The sequence below is a fragment of the Ruegeria sp. MALMAid1280 genome, from assembly GCF_049195285.1.
Classification (GTDB): Bacteria; Pseudomonadota; Alphaproteobacteria; order Rhodobacterales; family Rhodobacteraceae; genus Ruegeria.
The window spans coordinates 272,315-292,606 of record NZ_JBMIRT010000059.1; the positions used below are offsets into that span (position 1 = coordinate 272,315).

30 protein-coding genes and 3 tRNA genes are annotated in these 20,292 nt (G+C 60.4%); 15 read left to right on the forward strand and 18 right to left on the reverse strand.

Features of this window, described 5'->3' with window-relative positions:
* Positions 1–292 precede the first annotated feature (292 nt).
* Positions 293–1,588, forward strand: coding sequence for a lipoprotein-releasing ABC transporter permease subunit (locus ACOQFT_RS18235; protein WP_421599295.1), 1,296 nt, complete (start codon positions 293–295; stop codon positions 1,586–1,588).
* On the forward strand, positions 1,581–2,267 hold the full coding sequence (locus tag ACOQFT_RS18240; RefSeq protein ID WP_421599296.1) for an ABC transporter ATP-binding protein: 687 nt from the start codon (positions 1,581–1,583) through the stop codon (positions 2,265–2,267). Before ACOQFT_RS18235 ends, ACOQFT_RS18240 begins: the two co-directional genes overlap by 8 nt.
* On the opposite strand, the gene ACOQFT_RS18245 is transcribed toward ACOQFT_RS18240, so the two are convergent.
* Positions 2,251–2,688 (reverse strand): DMT family transporter, encoded by a 438-nt coding sequence (locus tag ACOQFT_RS18245; RefSeq protein WP_421599297.1) that lies wholly within the window; start codon positions 2,686–2,688, stop codon positions 2,251–2,253. The genes ACOQFT_RS18240 and ACOQFT_RS18245 overlap by 17 nt on opposite strands.
* 92 nt (positions 2,689–2,780) lie before the next feature.
* On the opposite strand from ACOQFT_RS18245, the gene ACOQFT_RS18250 reads away from it, so the two are divergent.
* On the forward strand, positions 2,781–3,185 hold the full coding sequence (locus tag ACOQFT_RS18250) for a c-type cytochrome (protein WP_421599298.1): 405 nt from the start codon (positions 2,781–2,783) through the stop codon (positions 3,183–3,185).
* A 3-nt stretch (positions 3,186–3,188) separates the two neighbouring features.
* Here the strand turns inward: ACOQFT_RS18250 and ACOQFT_RS18255 are convergent, their stop codons facing one another.
* Both ACOQFT_RS18255 and ACOQFT_RS18260 read right to left on the reverse strand, forming a co-directional pair.
* Positions 3,189–3,857 (reverse strand): hypothetical protein, encoded by a 669-nt coding sequence (locus tag ACOQFT_RS18255; RefSeq protein ID WP_421599299.1) that lies wholly within the window; start codon positions 3,855–3,857, stop codon positions 3,189–3,191.
* Positions 3,858–3,916: 59 nt separating this feature from the next.
* Positions 3,917–4,579, reverse strand: a complete 663-nt coding sequence (locus ACOQFT_RS18260; RefSeq protein ID WP_421599300.1) for a DNA-3-methyladenine glycosylase I — start codon at positions 4,577–4,579, stop codon at positions 3,917–3,919.
* A 150-nt stretch (positions 4,580–4,729) separates the two neighbouring features.
* Here ACOQFT_RS18260 and ACOQFT_RS18265 point away from each other — a divergent pair, with 150 nt between their 5' ends.
* From ACOQFT_RS18265 to ACOQFT_RS18280, 4 genes are all read left to right on the forward strand, one after another.
* The gene (locus ACOQFT_RS18265; protein WP_421599301.1) at positions 4,730–5,395 is read left to right on the forward strand and encodes an NnrU family protein; all 666 of its coding nucleotides are present in this window, start codon (positions 4,730–4,732) and stop codon (positions 5,393–5,395) included.
* Positions 5,396–5,465: 70 nt separating this feature from the next.
* On the forward strand, positions 5,466–5,987 hold the full coding sequence (locus tag ACOQFT_RS18270; RefSeq protein ID WP_421599302.1) for a DUF2478 domain-containing protein: 522 nt from the start codon (positions 5,466–5,468) through the stop codon (positions 5,985–5,987).
* A gap of 87 nt (positions 5,988–6,074) precedes the next feature.
* On the forward strand, positions 6,075–7,322 hold the full coding sequence (locus tag ACOQFT_RS18275) for a D-arabinono-1,4-lactone oxidase (RefSeq protein ID WP_421599303.1): 1,248 nt from the start codon (positions 6,075–6,077) through the stop codon (positions 7,320–7,322).
* Positions 7,319–8,437 (forward strand): alanine racemase, encoded by a 1,119-nt coding sequence (locus ACOQFT_RS18280; protein ID WP_421599304.1) that lies wholly within the window; start codon positions 7,319–7,321, stop codon positions 8,435–8,437. The genes ACOQFT_RS18275 and ACOQFT_RS18280 overlap by 4 nt, the downstream gene beginning before the upstream one ends.
* A 33-nt stretch (positions 8,438–8,470) precedes the next feature.
* Here the strand turns inward: ACOQFT_RS18280 and ACOQFT_RS18285 are convergent.
* Positions 8,471–8,554 (reverse strand) — tRNA-Tyr (locus tag ACOQFT_RS18285).
* 116 nt (positions 8,555–8,670) lie between these two features.
* Here ACOQFT_RS18285 and rlmB point away from each other — a divergent pair.
* The 4 genes from rlmB to ACOQFT_RS18305 all read left to right on the forward strand — a co-directional run bounded on the left by rlmB (position 8,671) and on the right by ACOQFT_RS18305 (position 10,967).
* Positions 8,671–9,444, forward strand: a complete 774-nt coding sequence (rlmB, locus tag ACOQFT_RS18290; RefSeq protein WP_421599305.1) for a 23S rRNA (guanosine(2251)-2'-O)-methyltransferase RlmB — start codon at positions 8,671–8,673, stop codon at positions 9,442–9,444.
* On the forward strand, positions 9,425–9,739 hold the full coding sequence (locus tag ACOQFT_RS18295; protein ID WP_421599306.1) for a hypothetical protein: 315 nt from the start codon (positions 9,425–9,427) through the stop codon (positions 9,737–9,739). The genes rlmB and ACOQFT_RS18295 overlap by 20 nt, the downstream gene beginning before the upstream one ends.
* A gap of 106 nt (positions 9,740–9,845) precedes the next feature.
* On the forward strand, positions 9,846–10,298 hold the full coding sequence (locus tag ACOQFT_RS18300) for a YHS domain-containing (seleno)protein (RefSeq protein WP_421599307.1): 453 nt from the start codon (positions 9,846–9,848) through the stop codon (positions 10,296–10,298).
* A 198-nt stretch (positions 10,299–10,496) separates the two neighbouring features.
* Complete coding sequence (locus tag ACOQFT_RS18305; RefSeq protein ID WP_421599308.1) at positions 10,497–10,967, forward strand: CoA-binding protein; 471 nt, start codon at positions 10,497–10,499, stop codon at positions 10,965–10,967.
* On the opposite strand, the gene ACOQFT_RS18310 is transcribed toward ACOQFT_RS18305, so the two are convergent.
* The 7 genes from ACOQFT_RS18310 to ACOQFT_RS18340 all read right to left on the reverse strand — a co-directional run bounded on the left by ACOQFT_RS18310 (position 10,964) and on the right by ACOQFT_RS18340 (position 14,721).
* Positions 10,964–11,530: a hypothetical protein gene (locus ACOQFT_RS18310; RefSeq protein ID WP_421599309.1), complete on the reverse strand. Its 567-nt coding sequence runs from the start codon at positions 11,528–11,530 to the stop codon at positions 10,964–10,966. The genes ACOQFT_RS18305 and ACOQFT_RS18310 overlap by 4 nt on opposite strands.
* A 72-nt stretch (positions 11,531–11,602) precedes the next feature.
* Positions 11,603–11,920 (reverse strand): phosphoribosyl-ATP diphosphatase, encoded by a 318-nt coding sequence (locus tag ACOQFT_RS18315; protein ID WP_421599310.1) that lies wholly within the window; start codon positions 11,918–11,920, stop codon positions 11,603–11,605.
* Positions 11,917–12,678 carry an imidazole glycerol phosphate synthase subunit HisF gene (hisF, locus tag ACOQFT_RS18320; RefSeq protein ID WP_421599311.1) on the reverse strand — a complete coding sequence of 254 codons (762 nt, stop codon included), beginning with the start codon at positions 12,676–12,678 and terminating at the stop codon, positions 11,917–11,919. Before hisF ends, ACOQFT_RS18315 begins: the two co-directional genes overlap by 4 nt.
* Before the next feature lie 94 nt (positions 12,679–12,772).
* The gene (locus tag ACOQFT_RS18325) at positions 12,773–13,243 is read right to left on the reverse strand and encodes a hypothetical protein (protein WP_421599312.1); all 471 of its coding nucleotides are present in this window, start codon (positions 13,241–13,243) and stop codon (positions 12,773–12,775) included.
* Positions 13,244–13,467: 224 nt separating this feature from the next.
* The gene (locus tag ACOQFT_RS18330) at positions 13,468–13,839 is read right to left on the reverse strand and encodes a hypothetical protein (protein ID WP_421599313.1); all 372 of its coding nucleotides are present in this window, start codon (positions 13,837–13,839) and stop codon (positions 13,468–13,470) included.
* Positions 13,815–14,387 (reverse strand): hypothetical protein, encoded by a 573-nt coding sequence (locus ACOQFT_RS18335; RefSeq protein ID WP_421599314.1) that lies wholly within the window; start codon positions 14,385–14,387, stop codon positions 13,815–13,817. Before ACOQFT_RS18335 ends, ACOQFT_RS18330 begins: the two co-directional genes overlap by 25 nt.
* A gap of 184 nt (positions 14,388–14,571) precedes the next feature.
* On the reverse strand, positions 14,572–14,721 hold the full coding sequence (locus ACOQFT_RS18340; protein WP_421599315.1) for a hypothetical protein: 150 nt from the start codon (positions 14,719–14,721) through the stop codon (positions 14,572–14,574).
* 379 nt (positions 14,722–15,100) lie between these two features.
* On the opposite strand from ACOQFT_RS18340, the gene ACOQFT_RS18345 reads away from it, so the two are divergent.
* Entirely contained in the window at positions 15,101–15,547 is a 447-nt protein-coding gene (locus tag ACOQFT_RS18345; RefSeq protein WP_421599316.1) for a DUF302 domain-containing protein, read from the forward strand.
* Between the two features lies 1 nt (position 15,548).
* On the opposite strand, the gene hisA is transcribed toward ACOQFT_RS18345, so the two are convergent.
* Positions 15,549–16,268, reverse strand: a complete 720-nt coding sequence (gene hisA / locus ACOQFT_RS18350) for a 1-(5-phosphoribosyl)-5-[(5-phosphoribosylamino)methylideneamino]imidazole-4-carboxamide isomerase (protein ID WP_421599317.1) — start codon at positions 16,266–16,268, stop codon at positions 15,549–15,551.
* A 134-nt stretch (positions 16,269–16,402) separates the two neighbouring features.
* Here hisA and ACOQFT_RS18355 point away from each other — a divergent pair, with 134 nt between their 5' ends.
* A complete protein-coding gene (locus tag ACOQFT_RS18355) occupies positions 16,403–16,801 on the forward strand; it encodes a DUF2147 domain-containing protein (protein ID WP_421599318.1) in 399 nt (132 codons plus the stop codon).
* A 3-nt stretch (positions 16,802–16,804) separates the two neighbouring features.
* Here ACOQFT_RS18355 and hisH read toward each other — a convergent pair whose 3' ends face one another.
* Both hisH and hisB read right to left on the reverse strand, forming a co-directional pair.
* Complete coding sequence (gene hisH / locus ACOQFT_RS18360) at positions 16,805–17,443, reverse strand: imidazole glycerol phosphate synthase subunit HisH (protein ID WP_421599319.1); 639 nt, start codon at positions 17,441–17,443, stop codon at positions 16,805–16,807.
* The gene (gene hisB, locus ACOQFT_RS18365; RefSeq protein ID WP_209224983.1) at positions 17,444–18,031 is read right to left on the reverse strand and encodes an imidazoleglycerol-phosphate dehydratase HisB; all 588 of its coding nucleotides are present in this window, start codon (positions 18,029–18,031) and stop codon (positions 17,444–17,446) included.
* Positions 18,032–18,185: 154 nt separating this feature from the next.
* On the opposite strand from hisB, the gene ACOQFT_RS18370 reads away from it, so the two are divergent.
* Positions 18,186–18,425, forward strand: a complete 240-nt coding sequence (locus tag ACOQFT_RS18370; RefSeq protein ID WP_170615187.1) for an Lrp/AsnC ligand binding domain-containing protein — start codon at positions 18,186–18,188, stop codon at positions 18,423–18,425.
* On the opposite strand, the gene ACOQFT_RS18375 is transcribed toward ACOQFT_RS18370, so the two are convergent.
* From ACOQFT_RS18375 to ACOQFT_RS18385, 3 genes are all read right to left on the reverse strand, one after another.
* Positions 18,422–19,282, reverse strand: a complete 861-nt coding sequence (locus tag ACOQFT_RS18375) for a GNAT family N-acetyltransferase (RefSeq protein WP_421599320.1) — start codon at positions 19,280–19,282, stop codon at positions 18,422–18,424. The genes ACOQFT_RS18370 and ACOQFT_RS18375 overlap by 4 nt on opposite strands.
* Before the next feature lie 81 nt (positions 19,283–19,363).
* Positions 19,364–19,438, reverse strand: a tRNA-Gly gene (locus tag ACOQFT_RS18380).
* A gap of 34 nt (positions 19,439–19,472) precedes the next feature.
* A tRNA-Gly gene (locus ACOQFT_RS18385) sits at positions 19,473–19,547 on the reverse strand.
* Between the two features lie 148 nt (positions 19,548–19,695).
* Here ACOQFT_RS18385 and ACOQFT_RS18390 point away from each other — a divergent pair.
* Positions 19,696–19,848, forward strand: coding sequence for a hypothetical protein (locus ACOQFT_RS18390; RefSeq protein WP_421599321.1), 153 nt, complete (start codon positions 19,696–19,698; stop codon positions 19,846–19,848).
* 15 nt (positions 19,849–19,863) lie between these two features.
* Here the strand turns inward: ACOQFT_RS18390 and ACOQFT_RS18395 are convergent, their stop codons facing one another.
* Complete coding sequence (locus tag ACOQFT_RS18395; protein WP_421599322.1) at positions 19,864–20,247, reverse strand: MAPEG family protein; 384 nt, start codon at positions 20,245–20,247, stop codon at positions 19,864–19,866.
* Positions 20,248–20,292: the final 45 nt, after the last annotated feature.

Here is a 20,292-nt window from a genome sequence, read left to right on the forward strand (position 1 = left end):
GCTTAATGAATGTTGCATTTTGAGATCAGTGCCTCACGCAACGGTCGTATTGACTTCATAGCTGAAACAATCAGGGTTTGTCTGTGAACGGCGTCACAACCAAGGGTGTAACCTTCGGTGCCGCCATCTCCTTTTGCCAGAGCAGGCGATCCGGTTTCAGAGGTGATTCGCCCCACGCTGCCGCCCGAATTGGTCGCAAGGCCGCCCATCCCGATGCAGGGCGCGCATAACCAGCTTGACCATCCGGTGAAATGCCGAAAGGGTCGCGCCGAACAATAAAACCGGAGCAGACATGGCCAAGACGCCCCCGCCCTTTGCCCCATTCGAATGGAAGATCGCCTGGCGGTACCTGCGCGCGCGCAAGGCCGAAGGCGGCGTCAGCGTGATGACGTGGATTTCGCTGATCGGGATCACTCTGGCGGTGTTCGCTCTGATTGCCACGCTGGCCGTGCGGTCGGGGTTCCGGTCCGAATTCGTGGGCACCATTCTGGGGGCCAACGCCCATGTCACGGTCTATTCGGCAGGCAGCCTGGATGCGCAGGGGCGGCTGGATCGCACGATTGCGGAATTTGACGGCGTGGCCGACCGCATCGCGCAGGTGCCGGGTGTGGTCCGCGCGGCGCCGCTGGTCAAAGGCCAGGTCCTGATCACCAATCGCGAGCGCAGCAGCGGGGTCGAGGTATTCGGCATCCAGCCGGACGATCTGCTGGACCTGCCGGGCATCGCCGAAAGCGAGCAGGCGGCCGGCGATCTGTCCGAATTTCAAAATGGGGAGTTCGTCATTGCCATCGGTTCGGGCGTGGCGCGCAGCATTGGGGCGACGGTGGGGGATACGGTCAAGCTGACCTCTCCCAACGGGGTGAAGACCGCTTTTGGCACCTCACCGCGCGTCAGCGCCTATCGGGTGGTCTATGTGTTCTCGGCCGGGCGCTATGACATCGACCGCACGCGGGTCTATATGCCGTTCGAGCAGGCGCAGAGCTTTTTCAACCGCGACGGCGTCGCCGATGAGATCGAAGTGATGGTCGAACGCCCCGAAGAACTGACCCCGATCCTGATCCCGATCCTTGAGGCCGCAGGCGAGCGCAGCCAGATCTGGACATGGCAGGATGCCTCGGGCGGGTTCCTGCGCGCGCTGGAGGTCGAAGACAACGTGATGTTCATCATCCTGTCGATCCTCGTGCTGATCGCGGCGATGAATATCGTCTCGGGCCTGATCATGCTGGTGAAGAACAAGGGCCGCGATATCGGCATCCTGCGCACCATTGGTCTGAGCGAAGGGTCGATCCTGCGGGTGTTCTTCATCTGCGGCGCGTTCACTGGCATCATCGGCACGGCGATGGGCGTGGTTCTGGGGTGTCTGTTTGCGATCTATATCGATCCGATTTTCAGCTTTGTGAACTTTGTCATGGGCGGCGGTGTCTGGGACCCCTCCATTCGCGGTATCTACGCCCTGCCAGCCGAGTTGCACCTGTCGGATGTGCTCAAGGCCATCGGGCTGTCGTTGGGCCTGTCCTTCTTTGTCACCTATTTTCCTGCCCGCCGCGCGGCGCGGCTGAACCCGGTTGAGGCGCTGCGCTATGAATGATGTGACGATGCGGCTGAACGGCCTGACCAAGACCTATCTGAAAGGCACTCCGGGCGAGGTTCAGGTGCTGCGCGGCGCCGATCTGGATCTGCGCGCGGGTGAGGCGGTAGCGCTGGTTGCGCCCTCTGGTGCAGGCAAATCGACCCTGCTGCATATCGCGGGACTGCTGGACACGCCCGATGAAGGTTCGGTCGAGATCGCTGGCCAGAGCGCGACGGGCAAGGGCGACCGGACCCGCACTGCGCTGCGGCGGCGGGATGTGGGCTTTGTCTATCAGTTCCACCATCTGCTGCCGGAATTCACCGCACTGGAGAACATCACCCTGCCGCAACTGGCCAACGGTGTGTCCGAAAAGGCGGCACAGGTCAGGGCGATGGCCCTGCTGGACCGTGTCGGTGTGGCACCGCGCGCGGATCACCGCCCCGCGGCCCTGTCAGGGGGTGAGCAACAGCGCGTGGCTTTCTGCCGGGCGCTGGCCAACAAACCGCGCGTCCTGCTGGCGGACGAGCCGACGGGCAATCTGGACCCCGAGACCTCGGATCAGGTGTTCGATGCGCTGATGTCGCTGGTCCGGGACGAGGGGCTCTCGGCGCTGATTGCCACGCACAACATGGATCTTGCGGCCCGGATGGATCGCAAGCTGCGGCTGGACGGGGGCGTGCTTAAGCCAGTTGAGTGATGGCGACCCCTGCGGCCATTACGGCGATGCCGCCTGCGCGTATCCATGTCAGCGGGGTGACCTGTGCCCCGAACAGGCCGTAGTGATCGATGGCGGCGGTGCTGATCAACTGACCTAGAAGCACGAAAAACACCGCGTTGCCGACGCCGAAATGCGGCGCGACATGGGTGATGGACAGCACGTAGAAGGCAATCAGGATGCCGGCCAACAACAGATGTTTCGGCGCCTGCGCGACTTTGGACAGGGCTCCGAACCCGGGAAACAGCAGCATCAACACTGCGGATGCACCGAAGGCAATGGCAAACAAAACAACGGCGGCGGTGGTCGGTGATCCGATCAACCGACCCAAAGCTGCATTCAGCGCCGCTAGGATCGGCACGCCGATCCCGGCGGCCAGCATGATGGCTGCGTATTGTGTCATTGCCCGTATCCTCCTGCTGCGTTGATCTGGATCATTGCGGCAAGCCGACCGTCGGGCAAGCCTGTAAATGTCAATCTGGGCAGGAGGATGCGATGATTGGACCGATGCGGAATGCTGTTTCTATAGGCCTGCTGACACTGGCATCACAAGCCGGTGCCCAAGATGCCGAGATGGGTGCCGAGCTGTATCAGCACTACTGCGCGACGTGTCATGGGATCGATGCCACCGGATACGGCCCAATGGCCGGGGTGCTGGTCATTCAACCGGCCGACCTGACTAAACTGGCCGGAGAAGACGGTGTGTTTCCAACCGCCCGTGTCGTGGCCCGGATCGACGGGCGCGACCCGCTGGTCAGCCACGGCAGCCCGATGCCGGTCTATGGGCCTTATTTCGACGGTCAGGACACCTCGATGAAAACGCCCGAGGGGCAACCGATCCTGACCAGCCAGCCGATTGTGGATCTGGTCGCCTATCTGCAGACTTTGCAGGGTCAATAGGCCCTACCTGCAGATACCTTCGATTTTGGCACCGCCCCAGGGGATTACGATGTCGCGCTCGCGCCGTTGGTCCGGCAAAGGCGACAGATCGAAATGCTCCCCAAGCATGTCGTGCAGGCGCTCGGTGCGGGGCGCCATTGGGTCCAGCGCCCGGCAGCAGACATATTCTTCGACAATCGCGCCCTGCTGTTCGAACCCGTAGGACAGGAAATCGGACGAGGTTTCGATATCGAACAGATACGGGTCGTTGTTGCCGCCATGTTCGGCTGCAGCCCGCAGCGGGTGATAGCCGGTGGTTTCCCGGTTCTGCCATTGCCAGACATGGGTTAGCTCATGCGCCAGCAGCATCGCCGCGATCAGATTCATCTGTTCGGGGAAGTCGGACATGTAGTCCTCAAGATACCAGTCGCGCGTGAAGTAGATCTTGTTGAAAACGGCAACGGCGGCGGGTTTGGCGGTCACGATGCCTTCGGCCGGGGGCGGCAGGATACGTTCGCGGCAGGCGAGGCGCGGGCGTTCCTTGCGGTAGAAAGTGATCGGCGCGACGGGGGCGCCTTCGACCAGGCGCACGCGGTCCAGATTCAATGTCTCGCCCTGAACGGCACCGGCGAATGCGCGCTCTTGATCCGTCAGCGGGCGACCGCAGGAGGCGAGCAGGAAAAGAAACGTCATCAAAATGCGCCGGGCCATATTCGAAGCCTAATGTGAAGCGCCCTCGCTGCAACCGGTTTTCACAAGCTCATCGCCAAGACGCGGCTTATTTCCGTCAGCGATCGCCCGGATTGGTCCATCCATGTGTTAAAGGCGTCCTGCACGGCCGCCATTGCCTTTCTCGAACCGGGGGCTTTGTCGACCACGCCCTCGGCAATCAACCGTGCGGTGACATCGCGCGACAGGATGAAACTGTCCCGCCCGGCAAAGCGCATGGCGTATTGGGCCGAGGCCCCGCCAAGCCGTGATCCGCGTTTGCCCAGCATCGCCAGCAGGCCGATATAGTCGGTCGAGGGCCAGCCGCCCAGAACCTGACCGACCCCGCCTTCCTGCCGCAGTTCCAGCAGAAACGCCGCGTTGTCCCGGACGGTGGCAATCTTGGTGCCATTGCGCACGATGCGGGTGTCCTGCAACAGCGAGTCGAATTTCTCGTCATCCATAAAGGCGCAACGGCCAATGTCGAACGCGTCAAAGGCGGTCTCGAACCCGTCCCACTTGTTGTCGATGACTTTCCAGTTGAACCCGGCCTGAAAGATGCATTTGGTGATGATCGAAAGCCAGCGGTCATCCGGCATGGCGGCCAATTCGGCCACGCTTTTGGGTTTGCTCAGCTTTGCCTCCAGGGCGTCAGGCCCGCCATGGCGATCGGCGGCCATGGAGTATATGTCGTCGAAATCGTGCATCGGGGTCCTCCGACGGCAGGGTCGCGTGTTCGCTGCCGGGTTGCAAGCACTGGTTCTGAGTGGAGGAGCACTTGTGCGACGGACTTGACTTCGGACAAAGACCCCCCTTCATTCGGCGCCTAAACCGGGCCAACACTCACGGAGACTGCAATGCTGGGCTGGAGCCTTTTTCTTGCTGCACTTGTCACATTCCTGCTGACGCACATGATTCCGGCGCGGCCCGCAATGCGCGGGCGGTTGATCGAGGTGATGGGGCGCAGGGGATATTTCGCCGCCTATTCTGTTTTATCGCTGCTTGTTCTCGGCTGGCTGATCGTTGCTGCCGCGCAGGCACCTTATGTCGAGATTATCCCGCCTTTTCCAATTCTGCGCTGGATGCCGTTGCTGGTGATGCCGGTTGTGTGCTGGCTGGCCGTGGCGGGGATGTCGATTCAGAATCCGTTTTCGTTCGGCGGGTTGGGGCACCGTCCGTTCGATCCGGAAAACCCCGGCATACTGCGCACAACGCGTCACCCTTTGCTGGCGGCGCTGATGTTGTGGGCGCTGGCGCATTTGCTGGCCAATGGCAGCCTGTCGCATGTCATACTGTTTGGTCTGTTCGCGGGCTTTGCCGTGCTGGGCATGTCTCTGATCGACCGCCGCAAGGCGCGCGATATGGGGATCGAATGGACACGACTGTCCCGCAATACTGCGCGGTTTTCGCTGCGGGCTCCGCACCCCTGGCCCAGCCTGTGGGTTGGGCTGGTTTCACTTGCCGCTTTTGCGGTTCTTCTTCACCTGCACGCACCTGTGATCGGCCTGTCTCCGCTACCGTAACGCGGGGAGTGGCCGGGCAGGGTCATGCGTGCTATCTGGAATGTCACAGTTATAATACGAGGGTCTCAGAATGTATCTGGCCTATGTCACCACCACTGAACGCGGCGCCACCGACCGCCTGCTGAGCGCCGTTGCCGAACATCTGCAGGCCAAGGGTGCCCGTCTAGCTGGTGTGGTTCAAACCAACACCGAATGCGCCGACAGCAGCAAATGCGACATGGACGTGCGCGTGCTGCCGGACGGAGAGACCATCCGCATCTCGCAGTCCCTGGGTGAACACGCCCGTGGTTGCCGCCTGGACCCGGCGGCGCTGGAACAGGCTGTGGGGTATGTCACCAACTCGTTGGAGGACTCGCCGCAGTTGCTGATCATAAACAAGTTCGGCAAGCATGAGGCCGACGGGCGCGGTTTCCGCCCGGTGATTGCCGAGGCGCTGGCGCAGGAGATCCCGGTACTTGTCGGTGTGAACGGCCTGAACTGCGAAAAGTTTCAGGAGTTCACCGGCGATGCGGCTGAACAACTCGCCCCCAGCGTCGAGGCCGTTACCGATTGGTTCGACCGCGTCACGGCGCAGCGCGCAGCCGCAGCCTGACGTAAGTTTCGTTGGGTAACACGCTGTAAACCTGACTTGTTTCGACCTGCATGTGCTGCAATCCTCCGACCTGGGAGGAGACAGCACATGTGGACCAACTGGGCCGGAAACCAACGCGCAGAGACTGCGATCACGCGCCCCGGCACGATTGCCGAACTGCAGCAGGTGATGGCGGAATCGTCCAGCCTGCGCGTTGTGGGGGCAGGGCATTCGTTTACGCCCATCGTTGCGGGTGGCGAGTGTATTGTGGACCTGTCCAAGCTGGACATGCCGACGCTAGGCGACAGGGACGGTGACCGCATCTGGGTCAACGCAAATGCGCGGCTGCGGGATCTGTCTCCGGCGCTGGCCGCGCAGGGGCTGGCCTTTCGCAACCTCGGCGATATCAACGCACAATCTCTGGCCGGGGCAGCCTCGACCGCAACACATGGCACCGGGCGGACGCTACCGTGTCTTGCCGCTGAAATCACCGCCGCGAAGCTGGTCACCGCAGGCGGAGATGTCCTGTCCACCAACGACATCCCGCTTGAGATGGCGCAGGTCACGCTGGGAATGCTGGGCATTCTGACCGAGGCGCAAATCTCGATCGTGCCCAAGTACAACCTGCGCCGCCGGGTGCGATTGGCCGATCTGCAGGATAGTCTGGCCGACATGCACCAAAACTGGACGCAGAACCGGAATTTTGAGTTCTTCTACATTCCCTTCACCGGCAAGGCGGTCGAAATCCGCCACGACCTGACTGACTCGCCCGAGGGGGCGGTGCCGCGTGATCTGGACATGATCGCCGTCAAGGTGCTGAAGCTCGCGCGCAACGCAGGCCGGTTTAGTGGCGGGTTGCGCAGTATGCTGCTGAAGTTGCTGACCATGGCGCACTCGGACGAAGACTATGTCGGCGAAAGTTGGCGAGTACTGTGCAGCGACCGGCATATTCGCTTCAACGAGATGGAGTACCACCTGCCGCCCGATGTGGCCGGGGACGTGCTGCAAGAGGTCATCACCCGCCTTCACCGCGATCACAAGGATATCTATTTCCCGATTGAAGTGCGCCAGACCGCAGGCGACACGGCCTGCCTGTCTCCGTTTCAGGGCGGGCCGCGGATTTCGATTGCAGTGCACTCGGATGCCAATGAAAACCATCGCCGCTGTTTCGACGCGCTGGAGCCTGTCTTCGTCGAGGCGGGTGGGCGCCCGCACTGGGGCAAGATGCACAGTCTGACCTACAAGGAACTGTCGGGCATATACCCGGATTTCGACCGCTTCTGTGTGTTGCGGGAACAGCTTGACCCGGGCGGCAAGTTCCTGACCCCCGCTTTGGCCAAGCTGTTTCGACCATGACTGAATACCTGCAAACCCTGTGCGACACGCTGCGGGCCTATGGAGTGGACAAACCGGTCACCGTGGTTGATCTGGATCGGTTGGAGGCAAACTGCGCCCTTGCCGTCAGCGGGGCCGATGCCGGGTTGGATCGCCGGCTGGTCGCCAAGTCTCTGCCCTGTCTGCCGCTGCTGGATCATATCCGGGGGCGGATTTCGACCTCGGGCCTGATGACTTTTTCCGAACCGATGCTGCTGGCACTTTTGCGGGCCGAGCCCAAAACGGATCACTTGATCGGCAAACCACTGCCGGTCAGTTCGGCCGCGCGGGTTCTGGCCGCGTGCCCGGAGGCTGCGGCGTGCGTTCAGTGGCTGATCGACACGCCGGGCCGGTTGCGGGATTACCTGGCGCTTGCGGCAGCCAAGCAATCCGCCCTCCGCTTGTCGCTTGAGGTCGATATAGGCCTGCATCGCGGAGGGTTTCTGCCGGAACAGGTCGCGGATATAGCTCAGGAAATCGACGCCTACCCCAACGCGCGCCTGTCGGGCATGATGGGGTACGAGGCGCATCTGGCCAAGCTGCCGGGATTTTTGAGAAAACGCGCGGTTCGATCCAGCGCGGATGCTTTCCGGCGCGCGGTTTCCAGCTTGCCCAGGGGCGGGGAAGGGCTGTGCCTGAACACAGGCGGCAGCCTGACCTTTCAGTCTTATAGGGCTAACAGCGGCGCCACCGAGGTCGCCTTTGGTTCTGTTCTGGTCAAGCCAAGCGATTTCGATCACCCTGCAACACAAATGTTCCAGCCCGCGGCTTTCATTGCCACGCCAGTTCTTAAGGCGATGCCGGGTAATCCGCTGCCCGGTTTGGATTTTCTATGGCGAACCAGAACTGATATCGCCGTGTTCGGCGGGCATTTTCTGGCACATCCCGTCTTTCCCAAGAGGTTCCGCTATTCCACGATCTTTGGTCGCTCCAGCAATCAGGAGGTCTGGACAGGGCCATGCCCGGCCATGGTCACACCCGGAGATATTGCCATACTGCGCCCGACCCAAAGCGAGGCGGTGCTGAATCAACTCGGAACCATGCTGGCGGTTCGGGGAAATCAGGTGGTCGCAGAATGGGAATGCCTGCCGAATTAACGGCCGTTGCACTTTGTCACCATCTGAGGAAGATGGTGGGCGACCCTGGAATCGAACCAGGCGTGCGTCTCCGCGAGGGAGTTACAGTCCCCTGCCACACCTTGCGGCCTGTCGCCCACTGTCAGGCGTTGCACCTGACGTGGAGGCGTGATTACTAGCGCCTTAAAGGAGCGTCAACAGGAAAATACGGCTTTGACGCAGGAAACCGAATTCCCGGCCCGGAGGCCCAAGAAATGAAGAAACCCAAGTGGGTCGTTGAAAAGGAACAGGCGCGCAAAGCGGCCGCTGCGGAAACCGTCTGGCTGTTCGGTCTGCACGCCGTGCGCGATGCGCTGATGAACCCCAACCGGCAGAAACTGCGCCTGATCGTGACGCGCAATGCGCAGGATAAACTGGCCGAAGCGATTGAATTTGCAGGGATCGAGGCCGAATTGGTCGATCCGCGCAAATTCACCGCGCCGATTGACCCGGGCTCTGTCCATCAGGGCGCCGCGCTTGAGGTCAAGCCGTTGGACTGGGGCGGGTTGGCCGAGAATTGCATCGGGCGCGAACATCCGCGCGTGATACTGCTGGATCGGGTGACTGATCCGCACAATGTCGGGGCGATTCTGCGCTCGGCCGAGGTTCTGGGGGCCAGTGCGGTGATCGGTACGCGGCACCATTCTGCGCCGGAAACCGGTGCGCTGGCCAAAACGGCAAGCGGCGCGCTGGAACGGCAACCTTATCTGCGGGTCCGCAATCTTGCGGACGCGATCGTGGAATTGCAGAACATGGGCTTTCTGGTGCTGGGCTTGGATGGTGAGGCCGACGACACCATCGAATCGACCTTGGGTGGAAAGCTGGACCAGCCTGTTGCGTTGGTCTTGGGGGCCGAGGGGCCGGGTTTGCGGCAGAAAACCAAGGAAACCGTTGATCGATTGGTGAAAATCGACGCAGCCGGTGGATTTGGCTCGCTCAACGTCTCAAATGCGGCGGCAATCGCCCTATATGCCTCAAGGCACAGATAGACAGGAGAGTCCCATTTCCAGCCCGTCGAAAATCGCCACCTGCTGCTATTGCGGGACCCGCGCTGCGCTGGTTCTGAAGGGCAAGCAGCGTCACGAGCTGAGCTGCTCCAGTTGCGGTGCGCCGTTGCATGACCTCAAAATGGTGCCCAAGCGCAAACTGTCCGAGGGCAAGGCAAAGCGCGACACCGCAAACGCGGCGGGATACCGCAAAAAAAAGAAGCCGAAAAAGAAGAAGACTATGTTCTCGCGCGTGTTCGATGAGGCATGGGATGTCATCGAGGATATCTTCGACTGACGTGACGTCCAGGCGACACAGGTGATCACAACCCCGTTAAATGGGGTTTCACTGGGCCGTAAAAATTGCATCTTGAGACCCTGATGTCTGAAATCCGAATACCGTTATGCTGACCCGACGTTTCCTTCTTGGCGCGATGGCCGCCGTTTTGATCGCTCCTGCCGCGACGGCGCAGGAGGTGCCCGTGTACTATGAGGCTGACGGTGCCGCCTTGGCGGGGTATGATCCGGTGTCTTATTTCAGAAGCGACGCGCCGGTACTGGGCCTGCCGGAATACGCGGTCGTTTGGAAGGGGGCCGAATGGCACTTTGCCTCGGATGAGAACCGTGAGGCGTTCGAACGTGACCCGCGCGCCTTTGCACCCCAATTTGGAGGCTATTGTGCATATGCCATGGCCAATGGGACACTGGTCGGTACGGACCCGATGGCTTGGCAGGTGGTTGATGGCCGTCTGTACCTGACACACTCGCCTGAGATCGAAGAGATGTGGCGCGAAGCGACGGCCGAATACATCCGCATGGCCGAGGCGCACTGGCCCGTTGTTCTGTACGAGCAATAGGCGGAGTTCCGCTTTTTGTGACGTGTCATCACAAAAATGCGCGCGCCCTCTTTTTTTCTCCCAACTTATGCCTAAATGTCACAGTGACCGCGGAACGGAACTGCCGCGGGTCATTTCACTGTCCCTCGTTCCAACAACTGGCGCTCAGGTTCGACCTGGGCGCTTTTTTCTTTGGCAGGCTCGGATTAGGGTGCCCGCATGAGCGACTATTCCGACGCATACCTGAAAGACATCCTGCAGCGCACCAAGGTGATCGCCGTGGTCGGCGTGTCGATGAACCCGGTGCGGCCCAGCTATTACGTGGCGCGGTATCTGTCGTTGAAAGGATATACGGTCATCCCGGTCAATCCGGGCCATGCCGGGACCGAACTGTTTGGTCAGACCGTCCGGGCCTCATTGTCCGAGATTTCCGAACCGGTGGACATGGTCGATATCTTCCGCCGCTCCGAGGCGGTGCCGCCGATTGTCGATGAGGCGCTGGCCGCTTTTCCGAACCTGCGCACGGTCTGGATGCAAATCGGTGTCGAAAACCCTGACGCCGCCGCCAAAGCGCAGGCGCGCGGCGTGGATGCGATCATGAACCGCTGCCCCAAGATCGAATATCAACGCCTGTTCGGAGAGCTACGCATGGGTGGATTTGCGACCGGTGTGATCTCGTCCAAAATCTAGCCGCCGACATAAGGCAACAGCTCACCGTATTGCTCCACCCGGCGCTTTTCCAAAACGACGTCACGCGGCACCCATTCGTATTTCGTGTCTTCAACCAGCGGAGACCAGAACAGCACCCCGCCATAGCGCCACGGGTCCAGTACCACGCCGTCATACATCGTCTCACCCTTGCGGCCGATAATGGCCGTGCTGTGGTCGATTCTGAACGGGTTGTCCGCATTGGCAATGGCGCGGTGCAGGTCCAGCGTCTGGAAGTTCTCTTGCTTCAGCCGGCGCTCGATATCCTCGGCCCAGTGCCAGCAAAGCCCGCGCGGGCGCAGGCCCTTGTTGACCTTGGCGTTATGGATCAGCGGAGGGTCGGTGATCTCATATTCCTGCACCAGCTGCGCGGTATAGGAATAGGCGATACGGGCGGCGCGGTCGGCCTCTTCCGGGTCGATATCCGGGCCGAGGCTGCGGATTTCAGTCGCCAACCGCTGAACTTCATCCCCCGAGGATGGTGGAGGGGCGGAACACGCGCCTAGCGTCACAAGGGCCAGAACAATGGCCAAAGCTCGGATCATTATTTGCCCTTCGATCTGTGGACCGTGAGGCCTGATCATAAAGGGTAGGGCGGGGGGACGAAACCCCGTGGCTTACCCCTTGGGGCGCGCGGCTTTTTCAGCGATGCCGCTGATGCCCTGGCGGCGTGCCAGTTCGGCCAGAACGTCATCCAGCGCCACGTCCCGCGCAGCCAGCATGACCAGCAGGTGATAGAGCACATCCGCAGCCTCGGCCGTCAGCCCTGCCTTGTCGTTCTTGACGGCTTCGATGATGGCTTCAATGGCTTCTTCCCCAAATTTCTCGGCACATTTCTCGGGGCCTTTGGCAAGCAGCTTGGCGGTCCAACTGGAGTCGGGGTCGGCGCCTTTGCGGGCCTCAATCGTGGCGGCCAGATCGTGCAGAATGCTCATGTCAGCCTCATGGGGATGCCTGCGGCGGCCATGTGTTCCTTGGCCTCGCGGATGGTGTATTCGCCGAAATGAAAGATCGAGGCGGCAAGCACCGCGCTGGCCCCGCCTTCGGTCACACCCTCGACCAGATGGTCCAGATTGCCCACGCCGCCCGAGGCGATCACGGGAACGTCCACCGCGTCGGAAATGGCCCGGGTCAGCGGCAGGTTGAACCCCGCCTTGGTGCCGTCGCGATCCATCGAGGTCAGCAGAATCTCACCCGCGCCTTTTGCGACAACGGTTTTGGCGAACTCCACCGCGTCGATGCCGGTGGGTTTGCGGCCGCCATGGGTGAAAATCTCCCACTTGCCGGGTCTGACGGTCTTGGCGTCAATAGCGCAGACGATGCACTGGCTGCCGAACTGATCTGCCGAGTCCGCGATCACATCCGGGTTGGCCACGGCGGCCGAGTTGAAGCTGACCTTGTCGGCGCCCGCCAGCAGCAGGGCGCGCACGTCATCCTTGGTGCGCACGCCGCCACCGACCGTCAGGGGGACAAAGCACTGCTCGGCCGTGCGCTGCACGACGTCGAACATGGTGCCGCGGTTTTCATGGGTGGCGTGGATGTCCAGGAAACAGATTTCGTCCGCACCGGCGGCGTCATAGGCCTTGGCCGATTCTACCGGGTCGCCCGCGTCGCGCAGGCCTACGAAATTCACGCCCTTGACCACGCGGCCATCGGCGACATCAAGACAGGGAATGATGCGGGTTTTCAGCATGTCGGCGTCCTTTGTTGCCGCACCTCTACCGACAAAGCCCCGCCGATGCCAGTGCCGAGAGATTTGAATTCGCGACGCCGCAACGCGTGTGGGGCTAGTTCTGCGCCAACATCCTGAGCGCCAAGAGCAGATTGGCCTTGTCGTCTGTCCAGGCGTTCTCGCCATCGGCGATCATGGGATGCCGACCCCTCGCGTCGATGAACGCATTGATGCGGTTTTCGTCGCGGCTCAGGATGGCGACAAGCGAGTTCGCGGCGCCCTGCCGCTGGGCCTCTTCGTCGATCGTACCCCACTTGATTGCCGCGTGCAGACCAAGCGTTTCAGCAGCCCGGGCCAGTTGCGGGGCCAGATCGTAGAATTTGTTGGAGATGTGGAAGGCCAAAGTCCCGTCCGGGTTCAACCGGCTCATATAAGTCTGGATCGCTTCCAGAGTGATCAGGTGAAGCGGTATGGCGTCCGAGCTGTAGGCGTCCAGCACCAAGATATCGAAAGCGAATTCCTGATGCGCCAATATGATCCGCGCATCCCCCAAATGGGTAGTCGACCCCGGGGCGCAGTCTGACATGTAGGTGAACAATTCCGGATTGCGGGCGATCCGGTCGACGGTCTCATCGATCTAGAAAAATTTCCAGGTTTGATGAGGCTGTCGATAGCAAGCCAGCGCACCGGTCCCGAGGCCGACGATACCGATTTTGTCCGAGGCCCGCCCGTATTCCGAAGTCAGGACTTCGGCTATCGGGCCGTTCGGATGATAGCAAGATGACCCGACAGGACGGATACCGGGCGAGGTCAACCTTTGCCCGCCTTGAATCGTGGCGCCGTTCGTGTAGACCCGAAAACCGTCGCGATCATACACCGCATGTGTTCCGAAAAAGCTGCGGTCGCGGGCAATGTGTTGGCATCATTTGTGTTCCCTTGGTTCAGTTCCCAGATCAGGAAAGCAAGTGGAGCAGCGGCGGCAACGCCCAGCAGGACCTGACGAAGGATGATAGCGCCAGACTGAATCAGGAACAGCCCCCCGGCGGTAAGAAGGGGCAGGGCGAATTCGATCTCTAGGTCAAATACAGCTGGTGCGATGATCGAGTTGAACAGCCCGCCACAAGCACCGCCGACCGAGAGGGCGACGTAGAAGATCGTCAGGTGCTTGGCGGGCGGCCGCATCTCATAGAGCAATCGGTGCGCAAACAGATTGGCGGTATATAAACCAGCATCGCAGCCAGGGGCAGTTGTGCGGACCCTAGTCTGAACAGCAGGGCCACACCGATTGCCATGGCGAACAGAACCGGGGTTTTCAGGCTCTCCAACGTGTTCGGTTGCCGTTTTGCGAAAGCAAGAATGAAGGTCAGGATATGGGTGGCCAGCGGCACGACCCAGATCAAAGGGTTGGACCCCAGGTCAATGCTGAGCTTGGTTGTGGTGGCCAGCATCAGCGACGATGGCACAAAGGCAATGAAAACCCAGGTGGCAATTGTCTTTGCGTTGAGAGAGCCGCTGATCCCGCGTGGTTCTTGTGGAAGGATGGTGCATGACGGGCCGCGCAGCGCAATCACTCCACTGATGGCCAGCAGAACGCCAAAAACGACAAAGCCTGCGGACCAGAACAGGCTTATATCCCGCGCGCCATAAAAAGGATCGGCAATCAGTGGAAAGGTCAGCAGAACCAATAGCGAGACGACATTGCTGGCCGCATGCAGGAAAATAGGGGTCATTGGCTGATGGCCCGCCGGACCGAGAATACCACGCCTGCAGCAGCGGTGCGTTTGCGGACAACACCGCAAATAGAACCCCAACGCCCGCTGCAAACAGTAAAAGTGTTTGCAGGGCAATGGATTGCGAGGAATCGAACCTCCAGCCTTCTTGTGTGGCCAGGGGCAGAAAGCCAAGCGCCAGCAGCTACAGCGCCAGATGTGTCACAAGTTGCCACCGCGGGGTAAACCAGCGGGTCAGCATATGGGCATACAGATACCCAAGGATCAGCATCAGCTGGAAAAACAGCATGGCGGTGGTCCAGACCGCCAGAGTCCCGCCGATTTTGGGCAACATGAGCTTGGCAAGCAGCGGCTGAACAAAGAACAGCAAGCTGGCGCTGACGAAAATTGACGCGCAAAAACCGATGACCGGAGCGTAATAGCGCCAATTCTCTGTCGGCTGCTATGCGTTCGAATAGAACACGAGTAAGGTTCCGGTATAAGATAGCGGTCCAGCCGTATTGGTTAATCTTGACCAATTTGCGGCTGATCAGTGGAAACTCGGCGCGTTTGCGCGGAAATGTTCACGATTTGAGATCGATCGGCAGGCGCGCAGGTTGCGGCAGTTATGGTGATGGCCAGAACCGGCAAAGCCCCGCCGATGCCGGAGATGTGATTGCCACATCTCTCAATCCTGTGGAGACTGTCCCCAAATTCATCAGGAGATCAATGAGATGCGTAAACTCTTTTTGACAACCGTTTTTGTAATTGGTGGGGCTGTCACCGCAATGGCAGACGACATCATAAAAGTGAACACCGCCAAATCCGTACCAGAGGCGATGGATGCCCTAGAGGCAGCCGTTGGCAACGCGGGCGCGACAGTGTTTGCACGTATTGATCACGCGGCGGGCGCTGAAAAGGTCGGGCTGACCATTCCGGCCAATCAGGTTCTGATCTTCGGCAACCCGGCACTGGGAACGCCTGCCATGCAGATCGACCCGCGTGCCGGTCTGTTCCTACCGCTGAAAGTGCAGGCCTACGCGGATGAAAACGGTCAGGTCTTGCTGGCCTATGAAGACCCGAAAGAGACCATGGACGAGCTGGACGCCGTCGAAAACTCCCCCGTAATTGAAAAGATGCGCGGCGCGTTGGCCAAGCTGACTTCGGTCGCCGCGCAGTAACTTAGCTCAGGGCGCGAATGGCCTCTTTCAGGTCAATCGCGCCATCATAGAGCGCCCGGCCTGAAATCGCGCCGTTCAGCTCCACACCGCAATCCCGCAGGGCGATCAGATCGTCCAATGAGCTGACGCCGCCCGAGGCAATCACCGGGATCGACACGGCGCGGGCTAGATCGGCGGTGGCTTCGATATTCGGACCTTGCATCGCGCCGTCGCGGTGGATGTCGGTATAGATGATGGCGGCAACGCCCGCGTCTTCGAAGCTGCGGGCCAGATCGGTGACCTGCACATCGGTTTCCTCGGCCCAGCCTTTGGTGGCGACCATACCGTTGCGGGCGTCGATGCCCACGGCAACCTTGTCGGGGAATTCTCGCGCGGCCTCACGCACCAGATCTGGGTTTTCCACCGCGACGGTGCCCAGAATCACCCGGGCCAGTCCCTTGCCGATCCAGGTCTCGATCGTGGCCATATCGCGGATGCCGCCACCCAACTGGGCGGGGACGTCGCAGGCTTTCAGGATGGCTTCGACCGGGGCTGCGTTCACCGGCTCACCCGCGAAAGCTCCGTTCAGGTCGACAAGGTGCAGCCATTCGCAGCCCGCCTCGACGAATGCGCGGGCTTGCGCGGCAGGGTCTTCGTTGAACACGGTTGCCTTGTCCATTTCTCCGCGCAGCAGGCGCACGGCCTGGCCGTCTTTGAGGTCGATGGCGGGGTAAAGGATCATGATCGGCGGCCCTATATCAGTGTTACACGCGCGGGATATCGCACAGGCAGGGCAGGGGATGCAACGCGACGCTAAGTCATTCTTGCCCAGTTTGGTTCCGCCCGTCAGACTGACGGCAAAACAGGGAGGAAATCATGAAGAAAATTACTCTTGCGGCAGGCATTGCTGTTCTGGCAACGGCGTCTTTCGCTGATCCGGCCGATGGTCTGTGGAAAACACAGCCCGGCGACGAAGGCGGGTATTTGCATGTCACGATCGCGCCCTGCGGCAGCGCGATCTGCGGCACCATCGACAGCGCCTTTGACAAATCCGGCAATCAGCAGCTGGCGTATGAAAACCTGGGCAAGCAGATCATCTGGGACATGGAGCCCGAGGGTGACGGCAGCTATGCCAACGGCAAGATCTGGGCGCCGGACCGGGACAAGACCTATAACTCGAAAATGACCCTCGACAGCCAGAACGAGCTGACCGTCAAGGGGTGTGTCGCGGGTGGTCTGGTCTGCCGTGGACAGACCTGGACGCGCATTCAGTAGGCTTTACGGAGCCCAGGTCAGGAAGTTCCCGATCATGCGCAGGCCCACATCCTGGCTTTTTTCCGGGTGGAACTGCATCCCAACCATCGTGTCGCGGCCGATCACGGCCGTGACCTCTTGCCCATAATCCACATAGGCCAGCCGCTGCGCAGGATCGCTGACGCGGAAATGGTAGGAGTGGACGAAATAGGCGTGATCACCAGATTTCACCCCGTCGAAAACGGGATGTCCGCATTCCAAAACCAGATCGTTCCAGCCCATATGCGGGACTTTCAGCGCCCGGTCCGAAGGTTCGATCCGCACCACGTCACCGGCAACCCAGCACAGACCGTCCGTGTCGGTGTATTCGTGACCCTTTGAAGCCATCAACTGCATCCCGACGCAGATGCCCAGAAACGGGCGGCCTTTCTGTTCGACCGCCTCGACCATCGCGTCATAGATACCCTTGTGGCCGCGCAGTTCGGCGGCGCAGGCCGGAAAAGCACCGTCACCGGGCAGAACCAACCGGTCCGCCCGTGCGACGACATCCGCGTCCGAGGTCACGACAACCTCGCCCGCGCCCACCTCGCACGCCATGCGTTGAAATGCCTTTTCGGCCGAGTGCAGGTTACCGCTCTCGTAATCAATGATGGCGGTCAGCATTTACAGCGCGCCTTTGGTGGACGGAATCGCATCCGCCTTCCGCGGGTCGGTTTCCACCGCCAGCCGCAAGGCGCGGGCGACGGCCTTGAAGGCAGCCTCGGCGATGTGGTGGCTGTTGAACCCGTGCAACTGATCGATATGCAGGGTGATGCCGCCATGGGTGGACAGCGCCTGGAAGAACTCGCGCACCAATTCGGTGTCGAACGTGCCGATCTTGGGTGTCGGCAGATCCACGTTCCAGATCAGGAACGGTCGGCCCGACAGGTCCAGCGCGCAACGGACCTGTGCGTCGTCCATCGGCAGGTGGCACTCGCCATACCGTCGAATGCCCTTCTTGTCGCCCAGGGCCTGTGTCAGCGCCTGACCCAGCGCGATGCCGGTATCCTCGACCGTGTGGTGGTCGTCGATGTGATAATCGCCCTTGGCGCGGATCGTCATGTCGATCAGCGAATGGCGCGCAAGCTGGTCCAGCATGTGGTCAAAGAAGCCAACGCCGGTCTGGTTGTCATAGGTGCCGGTGCCGTCCAGATTGACCTCGACCGAGATCTCGGTCTCGGCGGTCTGACGGCTGATCTTTGCGCTGCGCATGGGCGAATTCCTTTTGCTACAGGCGCGCTTATAGACGGGGAAGGGCGGGCTTTTCCAGACCACCCGTCGCAATCACCGCAAACTGTTGCAGGGGATTGCACCCGGACGCGGCCCATGCCAGCCTGCGGACAAGTCAACAAACAAGGCCCGGCCCATGTCCACCTGCGTTTTCATCCAGATCCGCTGTAAACCCGGCTCCACCTACAAGGTTGCCGAGGAAATCGCGCTGCGCGAAATCCACTCCGAGCTATATTCGACCAGTGGTGAATATGACCTGCTGCTGAAGCTCTACATCCCCGAAACCGAGGATGTGGGTCATTTCATCAACGAAAACCTGCTGGTGATTCCGAACATCGAACGGTCGCTGACCACGATGACCTTCAAGGCGTTCTAACCCAGTTCGAACGTGGTTACGCCAAAGATCCGGTTCAGGTCGACATCGGGCTCGTGGTCTGAATACATCCGCGCCGTTTCAAAGACCTTCTCTAACCCAAGTTTTGCCGCCAAAGCAAAGGCAGCCTGGTTGGGTTGGGGTATGTCGATATAGACATCTTGCCTGCTTTGATCCTCGGCCAATGTTTCCAACAGGCTGGCCAGCAAGGATTCGGCAATGTCTGCGCGGTCCGCGAATAGCGGCCCGACCTTGTAGCCGACCCTGCACGGGCGCAGAGTGGCAGAGCCCTTGATCTGCCCGTCCTCGGAATACACGCGGGAAACATGGCCAGGTGCACTGATCCAGCCCTGCAGAAATGTGTCACGCGCGGTCGGAAACAGCTGGCGGTCATACGCCTTCAACTCATTTGAAACCGCAGTCAAAGCTTCAGTGCCAGCCGACCTAGTCAATGTCCGCTTAATGTCGCCTACGGTCCCGGTGAAACGGTAATTGTTGTACGCAAAGGCAAAACCCGATTTGCGATAGTTGTGCTGCTGATCGACAACCCCATCCAGCCCGACGTTGCGTGCAGTGCAATTGGACAATGCACGCTGCCAGAGCTTCAGCCCGTGTCCAGCGCCGCGAAACTCGGGGCGAACGATGTAGAACCCAAGGAAAGCAAACCCATCGTCGTAATGTACCACCGAGATTGAGGCGATCATTTCACCATCCAGAAATCCGCCCAGAAACCCGTCAGTATCCGTGCTGTGGAAACAAGAGGCATCATGATGGCCGGGATTCCAGCCCTCGCGCGCGGCCCAATCCACGGCTTGCTGCAACTCGTCAGCGGTGAGAGGGCGGATAACGTATTCAGACATGAGTGAACCCCGTGTTGCGCAATGCAGCCAGAATGACGCAACGCCTCATGAAGAACCAGCATGTTTGGAAAGTGTGGTATCTGGAGCGGGCGAGGCGATTCGAACGCCCGACCCTAACCTTGGCAAGGTTATGCTCTACCCCTGAGCTACGCCCGCATCAGATACATATGCTGGTCCGAAGACCTCTCAATGGAGCGGGCGAGGCGATTCGAACGCCCGACCCTAACCTTGGCAAGGTTATGCTCTACCCCTGAGCTACGCCCGCGCCGTTGAGTGAGGAGGGATGTATAAATTCCCACGCGGGGCTGCAAGCGGAAAAACACAAAAAGGCGGAAAAATCTTTCGACGGAAATCGGGGGGCGGCGCGTTGAAGTCATAGACCATTAAAAAACAAGAGGGTTCGAGGAGAGGAAATGACACGGATTGCAGATATGAAGATGGCCCTGCTGGCAGCGCTAATCGTGCTGACATCGGCACTTTGTTTACCGGAGAAGGACAGGCTGGGTGAGGTTGAGCCTGTCCTGAGGGATGCACCGCAGGTCGAAACGCGGGTGCTGGCGGGGTAAGTCCCGCCTATCGGATCACAGTGCCAGTACGAGATTCGCGATGGCGGCCACCAGAATCGCAGCGAACGTCAGCAGCATCCCGATCTGGCGCAGAATGACGATCTGCGGGCTGCGTCCGAATCCATAGGCGTGCAACAGACGACCGCTCAGCAATGTCAGGCCCAGCAGGTTCAGCAGCAGCCCACCGGCCCCCTGCAATTCGGCCATCGCGATCAACAGCAGGGCGAAGGGGGTGTATTCGACAAAGTTGGAATGCGTCCGCATCACCTTGAGCATCGCTGTATTCCCGCCGTCGCCGTAGGAAATCTTGTCGCTGCGCCGCTGGCTGATGACCTTGACGCTGAGAGCGATAAACAGGATTGCCAGCAATGCGGCATAGACTGGTGTGACGGACAGCATGGGCAATTATCCTCCTCGGGCCAAGAAAAAGGCCGCCCGGTTCCC